The sequence below is a fragment of the Enterococcus sp. DIV0175 genome (assembly GCF_050529075.1).
In the GTDB taxonomy this organism is placed as follows: Bacteria; Bacillota; Bacilli; order Lactobacillales; family Enterococcaceae; genus Enterococcus_B; species Enterococcus_B thailandicus.
This window is the reverse complement of record NZ_CP172880.1, coordinates 2640693-2656812: the sequence shown is the minus strand read 5'-3', so window position 1 is coordinate 2656812 and position 16120 is coordinate 2640693. Positions and strand designations below refer to the sequence as shown.

Sequence of the window (16120 nt, the reverse complement as noted above, 5' to 3'; positions counted from 1 at the left end):
TAAACCAAATAAGACTTTGTGCGCCATTGTTTCAAGCAAAATAATGTCCCTTTTCTGAGAAATGAGTATGATAAAGAAAAGGAGATGACTTAAAATGACAAGTAAAACGAAAACAGCAATTTTTGCTGGCGGATGTTTTTGGTGCATGGTAAAACCTTTTGATACGCAACCAGGAATTATTTCGGTCACTTCTGGTTATACTGGCGGACACGTTCCAAATCCAACTTATGGACAAGTAACAACGGGTACAACAGGACATACGGAAGCTGTAGAAATTGAATACGATCCTGAAGTAATCAGTTATGAACGATTACTGGACACTTATTGGCAACAGACAGACCCAACGGATGCTTTAGGTCAATTTGCTGATCGAGGAGACTCCTATCGACCAGTTATTTATTATGGGAATGAGGAAGAACAAAAACTAGCAGAGGAGTCTAAGCAGCAATTGGAAGCGAGTGGTCGATTTGAGCAACTAATTGTAACTAAAATTGAACCAAGAGCTCCCTTTTACCCAGCAGAAGAATATCATCAAGATTATTATAAAAAAAATCGTGTACATTATAATTTATATCGTGAAGGTTCAGGCCGTGCGGGTTTTATCCGAAAAAATTGGACAGATAAGATTTCTAAAAAATAATGAAAAGAATTTCTGTTTTGTATAGCTGTAAGTAAAAAGCGATGGCTCTGGGCATCGTTTTTTATTTATGGACTGCTTAAAACAATTATTAATCCCATAGTTAAAAAAGGAATGAAGGGAAGTTGAACGAGTTGTTTCTGGTAACGTAAATAATAGAAAATGAAGAACGTCACGCCTAGTAAGCTCGCAATAAATAATAGTTGAGCCAAAGAGGCAACTGATAATCCGCCGCTCCAACAGATCAACAGTAAGCAATCACCTATTCCTAACGACCTAGGTACAAATGCTAAAAGCAAGCACATAACAAAAACGACGAGGATGACACTCTCCCAGTGAAAACTGGCAGTCAAAAGCCATGAAAACCACAGGACTCCCCAAAAAAGATAAAGAAGTAACGAATCAATCAGTAGATAAAAGACATCCATTAGGCTTAACAGAAAAGCTGTGCTAATCCAAAATAAAGGAAGAAACTCCCACGGATAAAAGTAAAAGTGCCAGCTAAATAAAGCTCCGCAAAGTGTCTCAGCTGAAAAATAACTGATTGACAATTTACAATGGCAATAGCGGCAACGAAACTTTTGCCAAAGTATTGAGAATAAAGGAATCAGTTCATACCAGACCAAGCGTGTTTGACAGTGATTACAATGTGAGCCAGGTGATAGAATGGATTCGTTAACGGGAAGCCGCTGTGCAATTAAACAAAAAAATGATCCGAAACAACTACCGATAATAAAATGAAGTATCATCTGATTTGCCCCTTTCTAAAATGAAATACGTAAAATGAAACGCAGAAAATTATTTAATTAAAATTATCGAAAAAACAAATGATATATCATTTGTTTTTTCGGCAGTTACACAGAAAAATTTTTAGTTGAACATTGATTGGGATGAAAATCATTCTCAGGTAATTGGTTTTAGTGTACATTTAATTGAAAATTGACTATGATTTTATATGTAAATAAATGTAGGGAGGTAACAAAATGAAATTTCCAAAAACAAAAGAAGTATTGAACCAATTAGTTGCAGATTTAAGCCAAATGTCTGTTGTGGTGCATCAAACACATTGGTACATGAGAGGTCCAGGTTTTCTTACTTTGCACCCAATGATGGACGAATTCATGGATGATCTGAATGATCAATTAGATGAAATCTCAGAACGTTTGATCACGCTTGATGGCGCACCTTACTCAACATTACGTGAGTTTGCAGACAATACAAAAATTTCTGACGAAGTGGGACGCTGGGATCGTACTATTCCAGAACGTTTAGAAACGTTAGTGAAAAATTATCGTTATTTAGCTGATCTTTACCAAAAAGGAATTGAAGTTTCTGGTGAAGAAGGCGACGATCCTACACAAGATATCTTTATCGAATTTAAAACAGCAACTGAAAAACGCATCTGGATGATCCAAGCACACCTTGGAAAAGCACCAGAAATCGATGCTTAAATTTTTATTTCTATAATATAGAAGAAAAAAGACACGCAGCTTGAATAAGTCGCGTGTCTTTTTGTGCGAATGAGGTGGGTCGTCCATGTATAATAACAACTTTTCAACAGAACAATTTAAGGTAAGTGAATGGATTCAGATGCTAATTGAGCAAATGCGTGGTTGATTTGTGCTCTTACTTGGTCAAAGCCAGTGCCACCTTCAGAAGTTCGTCTTTTAACGGCTACTTCTGAGCGCAATGTATCATAAATATCATCTTCAATTAATGAACTGATTGCTTGGTATTCAGTTAGCGGAATATCCTGCAAAAAACAGCCCTTTTGTGTGCAGTGGAGTACAAGTTTTCCGACAATCTCATGCGCTTGTCGGAAAGGGATTCCCTTGGTAGCTAAATAATCGGCTAATTCTGTTGCATTAGAAAAATCTTTTTGCGTGGAGGTGTACATACGTGATTGGTTGACTTTCATTGTCGCAATCATGCCATCCATAATCGTTAAACTAGCTAGGACTGTTTCACTTGAGTCAAACATACCTTCTTTATCTTCTTGAAAATCTTTATTATATGCAAGAGGCAGACCTTTCATCAATGTTAGAAGACCAAAAAGATTTCCGTAAACTCTCCCGGTTTTCCCTCGAATGAGCTCAGCCATATCTGGATTTTTCTTTTGGGGCATAATAGAACTTCCCGTAGAGAAAGTATCTGTCAATTCAACAAATTGAAACTCATGACTGCACCATAAAATCAATTCCTCGCAAAAGCGCGAAAGGTGCATCATTAAAAGGGAACAGTTACTTAGGAATTCTAAGATAAAATCACGATCACTTACAGCATCTAAGCTGTTTTGATAAATACCAGAAAAACCTAATTCTTTTGCAGAAAATTGACGGTCGATTGGAAAGGTAGTTCCAGCCAGTGCAGCGCTGCCCAGTGGCGATAAATCAATCCTTTTTAAACTTTCTGTAAAACGTTCCGTATCTCTGGTCAACATTTGATAATAGGCGAGCAGATGATGGCCAAAGGAGATTGGTTGTGCATGTTGAAGGTGCGTATATCCAGGGGCAATTGTTTCAACATGTTCTTCTGCTGTCTTGACCAAAGTTGTTCGTAATTGCTGAAGTTTGGTGATTAATTCCAAAACAGTTTCCTTGAGAAAAAGATGCATATCTGTCGCAACTTGATCATTTCGACTGCGAGCGGTATGTAACTTTCCTGCAACCGCACCGATTTCTTGATGAAGCAACGTTTCAATATTTAAGTGGATATCTTCGTTTTCAATGGTAAACTGTAACTCATTTTCTGCTAATTTTTGCTGCAAAGTTTCTAAACCAGAAATAATTGCTGAAGTTTCATCTTTAGTTAAAATTCCTGTATGTCCTAACATTTTGACATGAGCTAAGCTACCAAGAATATCTTGCTCTGCTAACTTCTGATCAAAAGAAATCGATGCTCCAAATTCATCAATCCACTGTTCACTTTTTCCTTGAAAACGACCACCCCAAAGTTTTTCCATGTCTATTCCTCCCAAAAAATTATGTAAAACAATGAAGACTTCTTTTTCCTGTTATAACGTAAAGAAATCTTCATTGGCTAATATATTTAAATTATTTGTGACAAGTTTTCTTGCTGCGATTGTACCTCTGCATGAACCTTAGAAGGTAGTCCCCAAAGTTTGATGAATCCAATAGCAGCTTGTTGATCAAATGTATCTGCCGATGTATAAGTAGCAAGTTCTTCACTGTAAAGGCTATTGGATGACTTCCGCCCCTCCACAATTATATTTCCTTTAAAGAGCTTGACCCGAACGGTACCATTTACATAAATTTGAGTTGATTTTAGAAATTGTAATAAAGCTTCCGTTAAAGGATTGAACCATAAACCATCATAAATCATTTGACCAAGTTGTTGCTCAATCAGTGGTTTAAAGTGCGCTAGTTCACGAACAAAAGTCAAATCTTCCAATTCTTTGTGCGCTTGCATCAATGTTACCGCACCTGGACATTCATAAACTTCACGAGACTTGATACCAACTAACCGGTTTTCAACATGATCAATCCGACCGATTCCGTGTTTACCAGCGAGCTGATTTAATGTCAAGATTAGTTGTGATAAAGACATCTTTTCTTTATTTAATGCAATTGGGATACCTTGTTCAAACGTTAGCTCAATTACATCTGGTTGGTCTGGTGTGTATTCCAAAGCAGTCGTTAACTCATAAGCTCCTGCTGGTGGTGTTGCCCAAGGATCTTCTAGAATTCCGCATTCACATGCGCGACCCCAAAGGTTTTGATCAATTGAATAGGGGTTATCTAAATTTGCAGGAATCGGAATACCATTTTCTTTTGCATAAGCAATTTCTTCTTCACGAGACCACTGCCATTGACGAACGGGCGCAATGATTTTTAAGTCAGGTGCTAACGCATTGATTGCAACTTCAAATCGAACTTGGTCATTTCCTTTTCCGGTACAGCCATGAGCAATGGTTGTAGCTCCTGTTGTTCGAGCAAGCTCGACTAGTTTCTTCGCAATTAAGGGGCGTGAAAGAGCAGAAACTAATGGATATGATTGTTCATAGAAGGTATGTCCTTGAAGCGCGACCAAAGCAAATTCTTGTGCAAATTCCTCTTTAGCATCAATTGCATAAGAAGCACTAGCGCCAACTTGTAAGGCTTTTTCTTTGATAAAGGCAGTATCTTTTCCTTCACCAATATCTAAACAACAAGCAATCACGTCATACCCTTCATCTGTCAGCCATTTAATTGCAACAGATGTATCTAATCCACCGGAATAAGCTAAAATAATTTTCTCTTTCATAAAAAACTCCCCTTACTTTGCATTCTTTTTGAAAATTGATGCTTCAAATAATAGCATTATAAAAATAAAAAAGCAATACTTTTATTTAATAAATATGCATTATATTATAAATAAATTATTTAATATACAAAAAACAATGTAGTTTCTTTCTTTTTTATACAAAAAATAGAATTTTAAATGTAACAGGGAAATGAAAATAGCTAAGAGGTGTAAACTTTTGGAAAATTTTTCATGCGAGCAGAAAAACGTTGACATTATGCAAAGTAGCAGGTAATATGTTAAATGGTATTGTTTGCCCCACAAAGAGCCCCGGAAACTCGAAGTGTATGTCAAACATCAGAACTTAAATTGGAGGAAACTAACGTGCGTACAACATATATGGCCAAACCAGGCGAAGTAGAACGTAAATGGTATGTAGTAGACGCAACTGATGTTCCATTGGGACGTCTTTCAACAGTTGTTGCATCTGTACTACGTGGTAAAAATAAACCAACTTTCACACCTCATGTGGATACTGGCGATTTCGTCATTGTTATCAATGCAGATAAAGTGAAATTAACAGGTAAAAAAGCGACTGACAAAATTTATTACCGTCACAGCAACTACCCAGGTGGATTGAAATCAGTCACAGCTGGCGAATTGCGTGCTAAAAATTCTCGTCGTTTAATCGAAACTTCAGTAAAAGGAATGCTTCCTAAAAACACTTTAGGCCGCAAACAATTTACTAAATTGAACGTATATGGTGGTTCAGAACATCCACATACTGCTCAACAACCAGAAGTTTTAGATATCACAAACTTAATCTAATAGGAGGGAATTTCATTGGCACAAGTTCAATATATCGGCACAGGCCGTCGTAAAAATGCAGTTGCTCGCGTACGTTTAGTACCAGGAACTGGTAAAGTTATTGTAAACAAAAAAGATGTTGAAGAATACATCCCACATGCTGACTTGCGTGAAGTTATCAATCAACCTTTCGCTGTTACTGAAACAAAAGGCGCATATGACGTTTTTGTTAACGTAAACGGTGGAGGCTATGCTGGACAATCAGGAGCTATCCGTCATGGTATCGCTCGTGCATTGCTAGAAGTTGATCCTGACTTCCGTGCAGCTCTTAAACGTGCTGGCTTACTTACTCGTGACGCACGTATGGTCGAACGTAAAAAACCAGGTCTTAAGAAAGCTCGTAAAGCATCTCAATTTTCAAAACGTTAAAAACAGCTTCATATCAGTACTTTCAGGCGTTTCGCAATTCATTTTGCGAAGCGTCTTTTTTTGAGTTGACACCATTGTTGACACCATTCCGGTCTGACTCTTTTTGAGACAATTTACGATAGGCAATTTCACCAATGGGCATTTGAATGACGTTTGGTGTATTTACATAAGTTCTTGTGATATTGGTATCGCTGTGAGTCAAGGCTTCAGAAATTTGTTCCAGAGCGACACCAGCTTGTTTGGCTAAAGTTGCCCCAGTATGTCGTAACTTATGTGGGGTCGCATGGGTAAGGTGTTTATGTCGTCGCTCAATGGATTTCATACGGTAATTTAAATAATCTGTATGAAGCCGTTGATTGATATTCCCTTTATCATCAAAGAAGGTAAAGAGAAGCTGTTCTTCAGTTTGTTCGATTTCAAACTGAGCTAGTTCTGCTTTTTGCTGGACTTTCCACTGTTGAAGTAATTGCTTTAGTTCATTTGGAATATGAAAAATTGTCGTTTTATTCCCTTTTGTGCTTTTTTCATTGCCAAATTTATCCAAGGCTTTACCAATCGTAATCTGGGAAGTAGTGAAATTCACGTTCTTCCATTTGATAGCGTAAGTTTCTGATTTTCGATCAGATAAAAAGAAGGTAGTCAGAAATAATACATAGTCCTGTAAAGTCAATTGCCCACTTTCATAATCACTTTGGACGGCAGTTAGCCATTCTTGAAGTTGTTCAAAGGAAAGGTACAAGTCTTCTTCTTTTTTAGCTTCTTGCAGTTGGTTTTTCTTAGTAGCGTTGATCCGTTTGAGCGATTTTTCTAGTTTATTCCGTTCGATGTATTCAAGCTCTTCTGCCCAATCAAAAATAGAATTAACGTAGCTACGTAGTATTTTGAAGTTTGCGTATTCGGCAGCCTTTTGAGTCATAATTTTTAGAACAAAGGCTTTGTTTTGATTCAGATAGTTCAATGTGTATTTTCCAAACATTGGTAAGATGTGAAGTCGAAAAATATCTTTTGTATTCGCGATTGTGACAGGAGTAGGAGACTTTGTGTTTCGAGAAGTTAAGCCAGCTGTATAAGCATCAATCCAGATATCTTCATAGAAATCTTTGAACAGTGCTTCGCCACCTAGTTCAAAAGCATTCTTTTCTTTGTTTTCCCGTAGCTCTTTAATTTTGGCATAAAAATCAATTTCTGCTTCTTTTGCCTCCTTTCTAGTTTTGAAAGTTTTGGAATAAAGTTTGTTTACACCTATCATCTCTTGGATATCTTGTGGATAGTAAAGCCGTAAACGGTAAGTCTCATTTTCTGTTTTGCTAATTGCCATAGTATTTCCCTCCGAATTTGCGAGCCGAAATCAAATACTATATATGGAGTATAACGATGTCGGAATTATTTTGCTAGGCTTGCTAGCCATTGATCAATGGCGATACGGTCAAATCTATTTGAACCGTGGATTTGAATAAGGGGCAAGCCCTCTTTAATCCAGCCATCTAACGTATTATTGGAAACTTGTAGATAGTTACAAGTTTGTTTTTTATTCATATAGCGGTGTTGCAGGTTTTCCTGTGTCTTAATTTTTTCGATTTCAGTTGTGATTAAATCAGATAGTTGAGTAGAAATGATGCCCATCTGATCATCACTGAGTAAAATTTTCATTTCGGTCATGTTCTCACTTCCTTTGAATTTTGCGTAGGGAATAATGAATTATTTTTTTATCTTGGTATAGCGAACAGTACTTTCTTGAAAATCCATCACTTGTTCTGGATTTCCACCTTCATTTATCGCACTATAAAATATCGGACGTCTTACGAGATACTCATTGGTATAAAGTACCTCTTGATTTGTGGAATCAAAAGGTTGATCCACGAGTTGCTTTGTGACTCTGGGCACTTTGAGATTGCGCGATTTGAAGAAGGCTTTTTTCTTATGCTCTTTCAAATCCAAGTCTTTATCGAAATATTTACTGATATAGCGTCCACGGTTTTCGATACTATTCACATCAATCTTGTTGATTTTGACAAATCCATGTCCCCAGATGGTAGTAAGGCGATTGATAGAGATAAAAGGAAAGTCAAATAGGATGATGTGGTAATGGATCGCACCTCGTTCTTGTTTTTCCCACGTGGCAAGGTATTTTAGATGTGCTTTTTTTGTATGATAGAGTTCATAGTTTAGTCGTTTGATAAATTTTTTAAATTCATTATTCGCATAGGCAATGTCTTGAATGTTTTCTCTGAAAGTGAGGGTTAAAAATTTTGTCTGATTGTCAAAGTTCATATCCACGAGTCTGGCGATTTCAAAGCGCATATTTTGATAGTATTTTTGTTTTCGTTTTAAGCTGTCGTATTGCCCTTGAGCAGATAATTCATCATAGTTTTTTCTTTTATCTCTAGTTGGATTTTCTTCTTCATAAAGCCAAGCTAATTCTTTCTTTCGTTTTGGGTTGGTTTCATTTTTGTCTGCTTTTTGTTTAGGAGTAATGATTGCTTCATAATCATAAATTTCAAGGTACGTGGGAGTTTCAATGATTTTCTGATTATAAGCTTTCAAAAATCATCACTCCTTGATGTGTATTCAGTTGTCAAAGAACCATCATTTTTCGCCTGATGTTGTTCTATAAATCAAGTTAAGGGGAAGTCCTGCAAAGCAGTCCTTCCAGCCTATGGATTTATTGGGCGGTCTTAACGGACAGAAACGGCTCTATGGCGCTGCCCCGCCGTTTCGTCCTAACCACCCAACAAACCCATAGGAAAATTAGTTTTGCGTAGTGTTACCTTGTTTTTTTGGAATCAAAGTTGCCGCATCTGCCGTGGCTGATAAACCATAGCTGACAAATTGAGCGTTAGAGCGACCCCAAGGTGCAATCACTAAATTGGCAAATGTAACCATGGCTAAACCTTGTTGGGTAAGTTCTTCCGGAGTAATCACGGGATTTTCAGATTTGACTTTGACACTGATTTTTTCGTAGCGGAGTTTAGGTAGGATACATTCGTAACTCCAGCCTAGAATTTCCCCATCTTTTTGCCAGCGAGTAACATTGACGACTTGGTATTCTTTTTCGAGTTTTTCTTTTGGTAAGGTAAGATCGTTGATTTTAATTGGCATAATAGCCCTCCTTAGTTATATGTTGAAGGTTTTCATAGAATGTTGGTAGCTACCTTTCTTTTTTTCCTTCGTTAATAACAACAATTTAAATTTGATTTTTGATACTAATCTATTCATTTTTCATCAAAAACTTAGATAGGTATCTGATTACCCTTCATTATTACTACAATTTGGGAGGGGGACATTTTTCGAAAAAAAGGGGGTAGACATTTTGATTGTAAGAGTTTCTTAAGCTTTTATATCCTCAATGGTGAAGGACATTTTTTATAAAACTTAAAAAAGACGTGTAGACGAACCGGGCTTTGCGTTGCTAGCCGGTCTGTTTACACGTCTTCGGAATTTATTTTAGTGATTTTTAGAAATTACGATGACAGCGGGAGAAAATTATTCAATTTACAGATAAGAGAAAATAGTTAAATCAGATATTACTAATACAATTATTACTAGGTTAATAGCGGAGAGGAAAATTCCAAATTTTGAATAGAATCTATATTGTTTCTCGCTCAATCCAAATTTATATTCATTTACCAAATATAATAACCCAAATGCGGCAAGTGGAGTTAAACAGGATGCTAACGTCAATAATTTGAGAAGTGAAAGTTTTTGATTGTCCAAAGATACTGGTTGTGGTTCCTTAGCTTCATAGATAGGAGACGCATCTGGGATAGTATCTCCATCAATTAAATAACTAACCGTAACCTTAAAAAAACTTGCTAATAGATGTAAATTTTCCATATCTGGTTGAGAAAATCCTCGTTCCCAATTCGAGATTGTCTGCCTAGAAACTTTTAGTTGTAGCGAAAGTTCTTCTTGAGTCAAATTATTTTTTTTTCGTAAATTACGTAATCTATTTTCCATTTTTTATCCTCCAAAATGCAATTCCAAATAAATGTCAAAGGATTTTGACAGTAAATTGTAGTGATATCATCGATAATTTCCTTGTAACTTCAAAACCAATTTTATCATATTAGGAGGATGTACAATGAAAAAAAATTTTGCAACTAAAGGAGGGGTAGTATTAGTTTTATCATTAATCTTAGGATCTACTTTGACACCACTAACTACCTTCGCAGCAGAAATAACGGATAATCAAAAAATTGACTATTCAGAATCTCAAAAAGAAAAAAGTGATATAAAAAAACAATTTAACTTATCTGAATGTTATCTAGATTCAATTGATAAAACCCAATCTTTTGAATTGAATCCTGAGCAACAGGATAAATTAGATAAACTGATTTTTCAACATGATAAGGTACGTTTCTTTGGTGTTGATGATGTATTAGCATTAATCGCAATAGCTGGAGTAGGATATGGAGCAGGGCATTGGGCAGCGAAAGAGGCACATAAACGATTTGGTCTTTCTGTAGCAAGCTATAAAAAAAACAGATGGTGGTGGAGAGCTGGGATTTCAGCAGCAGCGGGCATTCCAACGGCAGTGGGCTTTGATGATTATTTCTATGGTATTTAAATAGTTAGAAATGTTTTTATGATGCTTAAAAAGATAAGAAAGATTGCTAATAATTGATTTTAAGAGAGAAGGAAAAATAATGAAATTTTTAAAGATAGGTTCACTGACAATTGCTATGCTGACGGTACTGTCTATAGCAGTAACAACTACTTCTACTGTACAAGCAGCAGAGAATATGACCTCAATCGATAGTTCTGAACCTGATAATCCTACTACCATCATGGGGTTAAAGTTAGATGTAAGTGAACAGAATAGTCTGATAGACTCCAATGAGTCGGAAGATATTGATATTCAAAATCTATCTCAGAATAAAAAGAACTTTCTATTACAAGTGGCAGCAAAGTCAGCAGAGCAAATTGATGGGATTGAGACTGTAGAGCAGCAGGCAGTAGCAGCAGAGTATATTCTTGGAGTGTTTGATTCAAACTCTGATTATTATCAAAATCCTTTGAAGGCTCAATCCGAGATGCAAAATAGATTAAAAGAAGAATTTGGGATTCAAATATTACCTAATCTAAATTCTATGGGCAAATCACATGGGCTGCTTTCTGTTGGCGTTTTAGGTGCAATCATTAATACAGGACTAAGCGTAATTACTGGTGGATCTATTTCTGCTTATGTGAAGAAAAAGGGATGGAATGCGTTAGTAAATGCTCTTCAAAGCAGACTCATGGCTACTTTGAGATTTAAACAATTGGGTAAAATTATTGGAGGCTTGAGTGGAACTATTATGAAAATTTTGGATCCCGGAACATTTATTGCAGAACAAATTGATAATAGTAGATTTGATAAAATTAGAGGTAATGGATGGATTGAATTGTGGTAAAGTTATGAATAGAAATGATTCTTTATGGGGAGAAAGTATATGGATATTATTATAGAAATACTTTACTGGATATTTGTCTTCTCTGATGATTTATTTGATTTTACTACTAAAAATGAAAGAAAGAGTTACTTCAAAGTATTCATTGCTGTAGGAATCTACATGTTGAATATAATAATATTTTTGATATTTTTTCTTATAACTTTATCTATGCTAAAAGTACTAATTGGAGATTTCCAAATTAATTGGGATCTGCTTCTACTAGCTTTATTTATTCTACTAACAATTTATTTTGGTAGAAATGTTGTTGGATATACTTTTCAACTTTTAAGTACTAGAAAGTAAAGTTACTTTGGAACAAAAGTAGTAAAAATAGTTTAGAATAAGTAAGATATAAATAGAAATTCACTAACTTTTATGTTACTCCACCCCACTCCGTAGCTGGTTCAGTATGTTTTATCGAAAGTATCTATTTTTTATTAAGAGGAAACTGTTGATAAATGGAAAAGGGGGTTAAACGGTTCGAGTTTACACTTCAGTTTCATAGTTGGACAAATTTGAGGAGGAATTTCTATGGGTTCTAGAAGAAACGTCAAATTGAGACTCAGACTATTGCAAATTGTTTTCTTATTGTTGATGCTATTTTCACTTTTAAATAGACACTATATTTTGACCTTCAGCTTTGGAATTAGTTCTACAATTTTTTATCTTTTCCAGAAAACTTACAAAGATATTTAGTAATTGAGTTTAAGAGAAAGCTAAGGGGTATAAATGTTAGAGACAACTACTAATATAATAATGACTATCTTTCCAATTTTAGCATACATGTTTGTAGGTATTGATAGAAAAAGATGGTTATCTTGGACTCAAAATAAACAAGTTTTTTTTCTTCTTAGTTGGCTAGCTGTATCTGCTGTACTAGTATATTCTGATCTCTATATCTTAGTTTTAATATCAATAGTGCTTTTTTTAATCGAGCTTTACTTGTAGCTAATAAATTTTTTGAATTGTAATTTTGAAAAAGTTCCTGAAGTAGTAAGAAATGAAAAAATAGAACCTTGTCAGATGATGGTGGAGAGCCGGAATTTCTGCTGAGGCTGGGATTCCAGCTGCGGTTGGATTTGACGACTATTTTATGGGATTTAAGTGAAATATAAAATTAAGGCTTCGAGTGTTTCAGGTGTTTTTTCTGTTACTGATGATTATTTCATTGCTAGAAAAGAGCTATATTCTTGCAGTTAGTTTTGGAGTTACATCTACATTTTTTTATCTTTTTCAAAAGATGCACAATAAGTAAAAAAAAATAAAAATGGTAATTTGAAAGGAAAACAACAAAAAAATAAAGAATGTATATGAAAGTGAGGGATTTTAATGTTTTTTAAAAAATTAGTACCAGCAATGCTACTTGCAAGTTGTATGACAGGGTTGTTTTTTGGAGGAAGCAATGTTTCTGCATCAGAAGAAAAGAATATGGTTGTTAATAGCGTTCAGTATGAAGGTGTTTTAAAAACAGATGATTCGATTTACTTTAAAGATGTAGATAGCCTAACTACATTCGCATCAAATAATAATTTAAGTACATCAATTGATTTGGAGCCTTATTTCTATGAGGATTCTCAAGGAAATATTCAATTAGACTTAAGCAATCCAGAATTACGAACTAAGTTAAACTTATCAGATAAAGACTTGCGAGATTTATCAGTTTTAAACGAAAAAACAAAATCTATGGATCAATCAAATTTAAGAGGATTTGTTGGACTTCATATTAAGCTAGGATCAACAGTAAGAGGAATGTCGGCAGTAGTTGCTGGGGGATTTGCAGCTGGATATTGTGGGTTTTATCTGAAAAAATTTGCTGTCAATCCAATAACAGCTGGTCTAGTAGGCGCAATTAGCGCTGCTATTGGAGGAACTGTGGGATGGGCAGTTAACAATCACCTAAAACAAGTTGATGTTGGATTGAATATTACTGGAATTTCAATGAGTTATACAGTTAGTGTTCCGTGATGGCATGAAGATGATGGGGGATTTTTTACTAAGTAAATTGCATGTTTTAATGCTAATGTTAACTCTTGTATGTTTTTTTGTATCTTATTTTTTTAATCTTTCCGGATTAATGATGTTACTATTTATTGGTATTCCAGCTATCCTAACAGGATACTTATTTGCAAAAAAAAGTAGTAGAACTAAATAAAGTAAGGTTGATTAATAGATTGATATGAAATATCTACAATTTAATAAAATGCATATATATGATTGATAGTTTTGAATCGGCTCGCAAGTAATTGACACCATTGCTTTCAAATAATTTGAAAGTCAATAAAATTTTTCGTGTTTTAATCTCTCTAAATCGTTGCTATTAAAGCATCATGAAGCTGTTTTAAAAAATGGTTGGGCTAACCAGGTCTTAAAAAAGCTCGTAAAGCTTCTCAATTTTCAAAACGTTAATATATCTTATATATCAACATTTCAGACACTTTCCAATTTTTGGAAGGTGTCTTTTTTTTATTTATTACGACTTCGAATCTATAGGTTAGAGGCAACTTGCTTCTAATTATCACCTTTTTCGTCTAATCAGTGAAAAACTAGTTCTGCTCGTCCAACAAAAATTGAGGATCTAACAAATGAGATACGTTATTTCACGAAAATTGTAGAACAGTGAGCCTCTTTCCAAAAACTTTCATCTTCGTAGACTGAACTGTGCAATTCTCACTACACGGTTTTTGTACATTTTTGAACTAACTTGAGAAATTTTCCATCTTTAGAATTTTGTAAAGTCTTGTTGAGCCAAGCGTGATCTGTTTTTCATAAAAAAGTCTTTTTTTAAAGAAAACAAATAATAGTTTATGGATAAGTACACAATTAAGCATGAGATCATCCAATGAGAAAGGATGAGATTGAGTCTAAAAGCACCTAGTACGTGCTAATAGGCTATCGTGTTTTTTAGTACAGCTGTAGATTGCTAGAAATTAGGATACTTTACCAATTAGGCACTTTAAACTGTTATTTAGGTAATTTCTAAAACATGGAACTTTTCAACGAATAAACTAAAAATATCTTATTAATTGATCAATATAAGAAAATAGCTTCAAGGAGATGATGAACCTGCTTTCTCACCTATTTATGGATAGCTAGGTGATTTATTCAGTGGTGGTAGTAACAGTTTTTAAACAATAAAACATGGAGGAAGTATTATGAAAAAGAATTTATTATTAGTTTTACCAATTGTAGGTATCGTAGGATTATTTGTGGGTGCACCAATGCTAACTGCTAACCTTGGGATCTCTTCTTATGCAGCAAAAAAAGTTATTGACATAATTAATACTGGTAGCGCAGTCGCTACAATCATTGCTCTTGTCACTGCTGTTGTTGGAGGCGGCTTGATTACAGCTGGGATTGTTGCTACAGCGAAATCATTGATTAAAAAATATGGAGCTAAATATGCAGCAGCTTGGTAAAAACGTATTAAAGGCGACTATCAAGTCGCCTTTAATTTTCCCAAAAAAACTTCTTTTAGCGCAATATCGGAAACGAATAAATTGGCCATGGTCAACAAAATCATTATTTTTTGTCGCTTCGAGTGTTTACCTTATTTCAGCACTACTATTGGGATTTTTTGATTCCGTTTTTTCTAATGTCATATTTTCATTCAGTGTTTTCGTCTTGCTACTAAATTATAATTTGCCTTTGACTAGTGATGTCTTCAACATGAAAAAATTCAGGGTAGTATTAGCGAATAATCATGGAAAAAAGAGATTTCTTTTATGGTTAATCCTTTATTATAATCCTTTTATTTTAGTAGGCGTTCTGTTTTTTGCTTCTTCTGTATGTGCTAGTTTTATTCAAGGTAATTTTATTCATTCGATTGATCTATTTTTTCTATTCATTTTATCAATTCAAGTGTTGATTGCAGAAATAGTTATGTCAAGAAGAGGAAAGGCAGTCACAACACTTCAATTAGTCTTTTTTTTAGCTACAACTATTTTGCAGATGAATCTTATTATTAAATATGTGCTTTATCTTTTATTGTCAATAATTGGTTATTTGTTTTTTAGGAATCCTAACGATTTTTATTTTCAAAAAGTAACTAAATCTAAAAATAGTACTAGTCGTTCTGTCTTAAAAACGATGTTATACAACGTAATATTCAGTGATAAGAAGCAAAAGATATTCATGCTGGTGCCAGGGGTGATTGCGCCATTAATCGCTCATAAATTAGGTGCTTCGTTTTCCCCTGCAATTACTTTTATTTTAATGTTACTTGTCCAATACGAAATTGTAATTGATAATCAGCTAGAAGATTTCGAAGTACCATTAGCAAAAATTAAAGCTCTAAAATCTGCAAAAATTTCATTTTTTAAAAGATTTGTTTCAACTCTATATTTTAAACTGTCAATGTTCACTATTTTTATTATTTTGATTGCAAATTATTTTTACTCTCGAAATTTTATTGAGTTTATTATTCCGAGTATCGTTGAGACTATCTACATACCGTTAATGTCCATGTATTATTTGTTCTTTTTGGAAAGAGAATTGATGACAAGATCTCATATAAATTCAGTTTTGCGTGAATTTTTGCCGATTACGATTATCTTCACTTTCTTTATTTTTTAGG

General features: G+C 34.6%; 18 protein-coding genes and 1 pseudogene. 10 read left to right on the top strand and 9 right to left on the bottom strand.

The annotated features are described in order from the left end of the window. The first annotated feature begins 94 nt into the window (after positions 1-94). Entirely contained in the window at positions 95-640 is a 546-nt protein-coding gene (gene msrA, locus IGJ76_RS12625) for a peptide-methionine (S)-S-oxide reductase MsrA (RefSeq protein WP_218658005.1), read from the top strand. Between the two features lie 65 nt (positions 641-705). Here msrA and IGJ76_RS12620 read toward each other — a convergent pair whose 3' ends face one another. Together IGJ76_RS12620 and IGJ76_RS12615 are read right to left on the bottom strand one after the other, a co-directional pair. After that, positions 706-885, bottom strand: a complete 180-nt coding sequence (locus IGJ76_RS12620) for a hypothetical protein (RefSeq protein ID WP_231885459.1) — start codon at positions 883-885, stop codon at positions 706-708. Positions 886-1137: 252 nt separating this feature from the next. Then, a pseudogene (locus IGJ76_RS12615) lies at positions 1138-1386 on the bottom strand (prepilin peptidase); the annotation flags it as partial. A 234-nt stretch (positions 1387-1620) separates the two neighbouring features. On the opposite strand from IGJ76_RS12615, the gene IGJ76_RS12610 reads away from it, so the two are divergent. Further along, positions 1621-2088, top strand: coding sequence for a Dps family protein (locus IGJ76_RS12610; protein WP_067484481.1), 468 nt, complete (start codon positions 1621-1623; stop codon positions 2086-2088). A 116-nt stretch (positions 2089-2204) separates the two neighbouring features. Here IGJ76_RS12610 and argH read toward each other — a convergent pair whose 3' ends face one another. Together argH and IGJ76_RS12600 are read right to left on the bottom strand one after the other, a co-directional pair. Then, complete coding sequence (argH, locus tag IGJ76_RS12605) at positions 2205-3599, bottom strand: argininosuccinate lyase (protein WP_067484484.1); 1395 nt, start codon at positions 3597-3599, stop codon at positions 2205-2207. Between the two features lie 86 nt (positions 3600-3685). Beyond that, a complete protein-coding gene (locus IGJ76_RS12600) occupies positions 3686-4900 on the bottom strand; it encodes an argininosuccinate synthase (RefSeq protein ID WP_270344892.1) in 1215 nt (404 codons plus the stop codon). A gap of 378 nt (positions 4901-5278) precedes the next feature. Here IGJ76_RS12600 and rplM point away from each other — a divergent pair, with 378 nt between their 5' ends. Together rplM and rpsI are read left to right on the top strand one after the other, a co-directional pair. Next, positions 5279-5707: a 50S ribosomal protein L13 gene (gene rplM, locus IGJ76_RS12595; protein WP_306294856.1), complete on the top strand. Its 429-nt coding sequence runs from the start codon at positions 5279-5281 to the stop codon at positions 5705-5707. 15 nt (positions 5708-5722) lie between these two features. Continuing rightward, positions 5723-6115, top strand: a complete 393-nt coding sequence (rpsI, locus tag IGJ76_RS12590; protein WP_067484493.1) for a 30S ribosomal protein S9 — start codon at positions 5723-5725, stop codon at positions 6113-6115. Positions 6116-6137: 22 nt separating this feature from the next. On the opposite strand, the gene IGJ76_RS12585 is transcribed toward rpsI, so the two are convergent. The 5 genes from IGJ76_RS12585 to IGJ76_RS12565 all read right to left on the bottom strand — a co-directional run bounded on the left by IGJ76_RS12585 (position 6138) and on the right by IGJ76_RS12565 (position 10072). Then, positions 6138-7433: a site-specific integrase gene (locus IGJ76_RS12585; protein WP_067395002.1), complete on the bottom strand. Its 1296-nt coding sequence runs from the start codon at positions 7431-7433 to the stop codon at positions 6138-6140. A 65-nt stretch (positions 7434-7498) separates the two neighbouring features. Next, a complete protein-coding gene (locus IGJ76_RS12580) occupies positions 7499-7774 on the bottom strand; it encodes a helix-turn-helix transcriptional regulator (protein ID WP_002340127.1) in 276 nt (91 codons plus the stop codon). A 39-nt stretch (positions 7775-7813) separates the two neighbouring features. Beyond that, positions 7814-8659: a rolling circle replication-associated protein gene (locus IGJ76_RS12575; RefSeq protein WP_095803877.1), complete on the bottom strand. Its 846-nt coding sequence runs from the start codon at positions 8657-8659 to the stop codon at positions 7814-7816. A gap of 204 nt (positions 8660-8863) precedes the next feature. Continuing rightward, positions 8864-9214 carry a hypothetical protein gene (locus IGJ76_RS12570; protein WP_095803876.1) on the bottom strand — a complete coding sequence of 117 codons (351 nt, stop codon included), beginning with the start codon at positions 9212-9214 and terminating at the stop codon, positions 8864-8866. Between the two features lie 393 nt (positions 9215-9607). Next, positions 9608-10072: a helix-turn-helix domain-containing protein gene (locus IGJ76_RS12565; protein ID WP_270344885.1), complete on the bottom strand. Its 465-nt coding sequence runs from the start codon at positions 10070-10072 to the stop codon at positions 9608-9610. 124 nt (positions 10073-10196) lie between these two features. Here IGJ76_RS12565 and IGJ76_RS12560 point away from each other — a divergent pair, with 124 nt between their 5' ends. From IGJ76_RS12560 to IGJ76_RS12535, 6 genes are all read left to right on the top strand, one after another. Then, positions 10197-10682, top strand: coding sequence for a hypothetical protein (locus tag IGJ76_RS12560; protein ID WP_270344884.1), 486 nt, complete (start codon positions 10197-10199; stop codon positions 10680-10682). A 79-nt stretch (positions 10683-10761) separates the two neighbouring features. Beyond that, positions 10762-11508 carry a hypothetical protein gene (locus IGJ76_RS12555; RefSeq protein ID WP_270344883.1) on the top strand — a complete coding sequence of 249 codons (747 nt, stop codon included), beginning with the start codon at positions 10762-10764 and terminating at the stop codon, positions 11506-11508. A gap of 39 nt (positions 11509-11547) precedes the next feature. After that, complete coding sequence (locus IGJ76_RS12550; RefSeq protein ID WP_270344882.1) at positions 11548-11850, top strand: hypothetical protein; 303 nt, start codon at positions 11548-11550, stop codon at positions 11848-11850. A 1026-nt stretch (positions 11851-12876) separates the two neighbouring features. After that, positions 12877-13512 carry a hypothetical protein gene (locus tag IGJ76_RS12545; RefSeq protein WP_071868165.1) on the top strand — a complete coding sequence of 212 codons (636 nt, stop codon included), beginning with the start codon at positions 12877-12879 and terminating at the stop codon, positions 13510-13512. A gap of 1187 nt (positions 13513-14699) precedes the next feature. Beyond that, entirely contained in the window at positions 14700-14963 is a 264-nt protein-coding gene (locus IGJ76_RS12540) for an uberolysin/carnocyclin family circular bacteriocin (RefSeq protein WP_067484535.1), read from the top strand. Next, positions 14947-16119 (top strand): hypothetical protein, encoded by a 1173-nt coding sequence (locus IGJ76_RS12535; RefSeq protein WP_176694881.1) that lies wholly within the window; start codon positions 14947-14949, stop codon positions 16117-16119. Before IGJ76_RS12540 ends, IGJ76_RS12535 begins: the two co-directional genes overlap by 17 nt. Position 16120 lies beyond the last annotated feature (1 nt).

Excerpts from the sequence above, each read along its gene's own strand:
- IGJ76_RS12555 (WP_270344883.1), top strand. The coding sequence starts at position 10,762 with ATGAAATTTTTAAAGATAGGTTCACTGACAATTGCTATGCTGACGGTA.
- IGJ76_RS12565 (WP_270344885.1), bottom strand. The coding sequence starts at position 10,072 with ATGGAAAATAGATTACGTAATTTACGAAAAAAAAATAATTTGACTCAA.
- rplM (WP_306294856.1), top strand. The coding sequence starts at position 5,279 with ATGGCCAAACCAGGCGAAGTAGAACGTAAATGGTATGTAGTAGACGCA.
- IGJ76_RS12560 (WP_270344884.1), top strand. The coding sequence starts at position 10,197 with ATGAAAAAAAATTTTGCAACTAAAGGAGGGGTAGTATTAGTTTTATCA.
- msrA (WP_218658005.1), top strand. The coding sequence starts at position 95 with ATGACAAGTAAAACGAAAACAGCAATTTTTGCTGGCGGATGTTTTTGG.
- IGJ76_RS12610 (WP_067484481.1), top strand. The coding sequence starts at position 1,621 with ATGAAATTTCCAAAAACAAAAGAAGTATTGAACCAATTAGTTGCAGAT.
- IGJ76_RS12570 (WP_095803876.1), bottom strand. The coding sequence starts at position 9,214 with ATGCCAATTAAAATCAACGATCTTACCTTACCAAAAGAAAAACTCGAA.
- IGJ76_RS12600 (WP_270344892.1), bottom strand. The coding sequence starts at position 4,900 with ATGAAAGAGAAAATTATTTTAGCTTATTCCGGTGGATTAGATACATCT.
- IGJ76_RS12580 (WP_002340127.1), bottom strand. The coding sequence starts at position 7,774 with ATGACCGAAATGAAAATTTTACTCAGTGATGATCAGATGGGCATCATT.
- IGJ76_RS12550 (WP_270344882.1), top strand. The coding sequence starts at position 11,548 with ATGGATATTATTATAGAAATACTTTACTGGATATTTGTCTTCTCTGAT.
- IGJ76_RS12585 (WP_067395002.1), bottom strand. The coding sequence starts at position 7,433 with ATGGCAATTAGCAAAACAGAAAATGAGACTTACCGTTTACGGCTTTAC.
- IGJ76_RS12535 (WP_176694881.1), top strand. The coding sequence starts at position 14,947 with ATGCAGCAGCTTGGTAAAAACGTATTAAAGGCGACTATCAAGTCGCCT.
- IGJ76_RS12545 (WP_071868165.1), top strand. The coding sequence starts at position 12,877 with ATGTTTTTTAAAAAATTAGTACCAGCAATGCTACTTGCAAGTTGTATG.
- IGJ76_RS12540 (WP_067484535.1), top strand. The coding sequence starts at position 14,700 with ATGAAAAAGAATTTATTATTAGTTTTACCAATTGTAGGTATCGTAGGA.
- argH (WP_067484484.1), bottom strand. The coding sequence starts at position 3,599 with ATGGAAAAACTTTGGGGTGGTCGTTTTCAAGGAAAAAGTGAACAGTGG.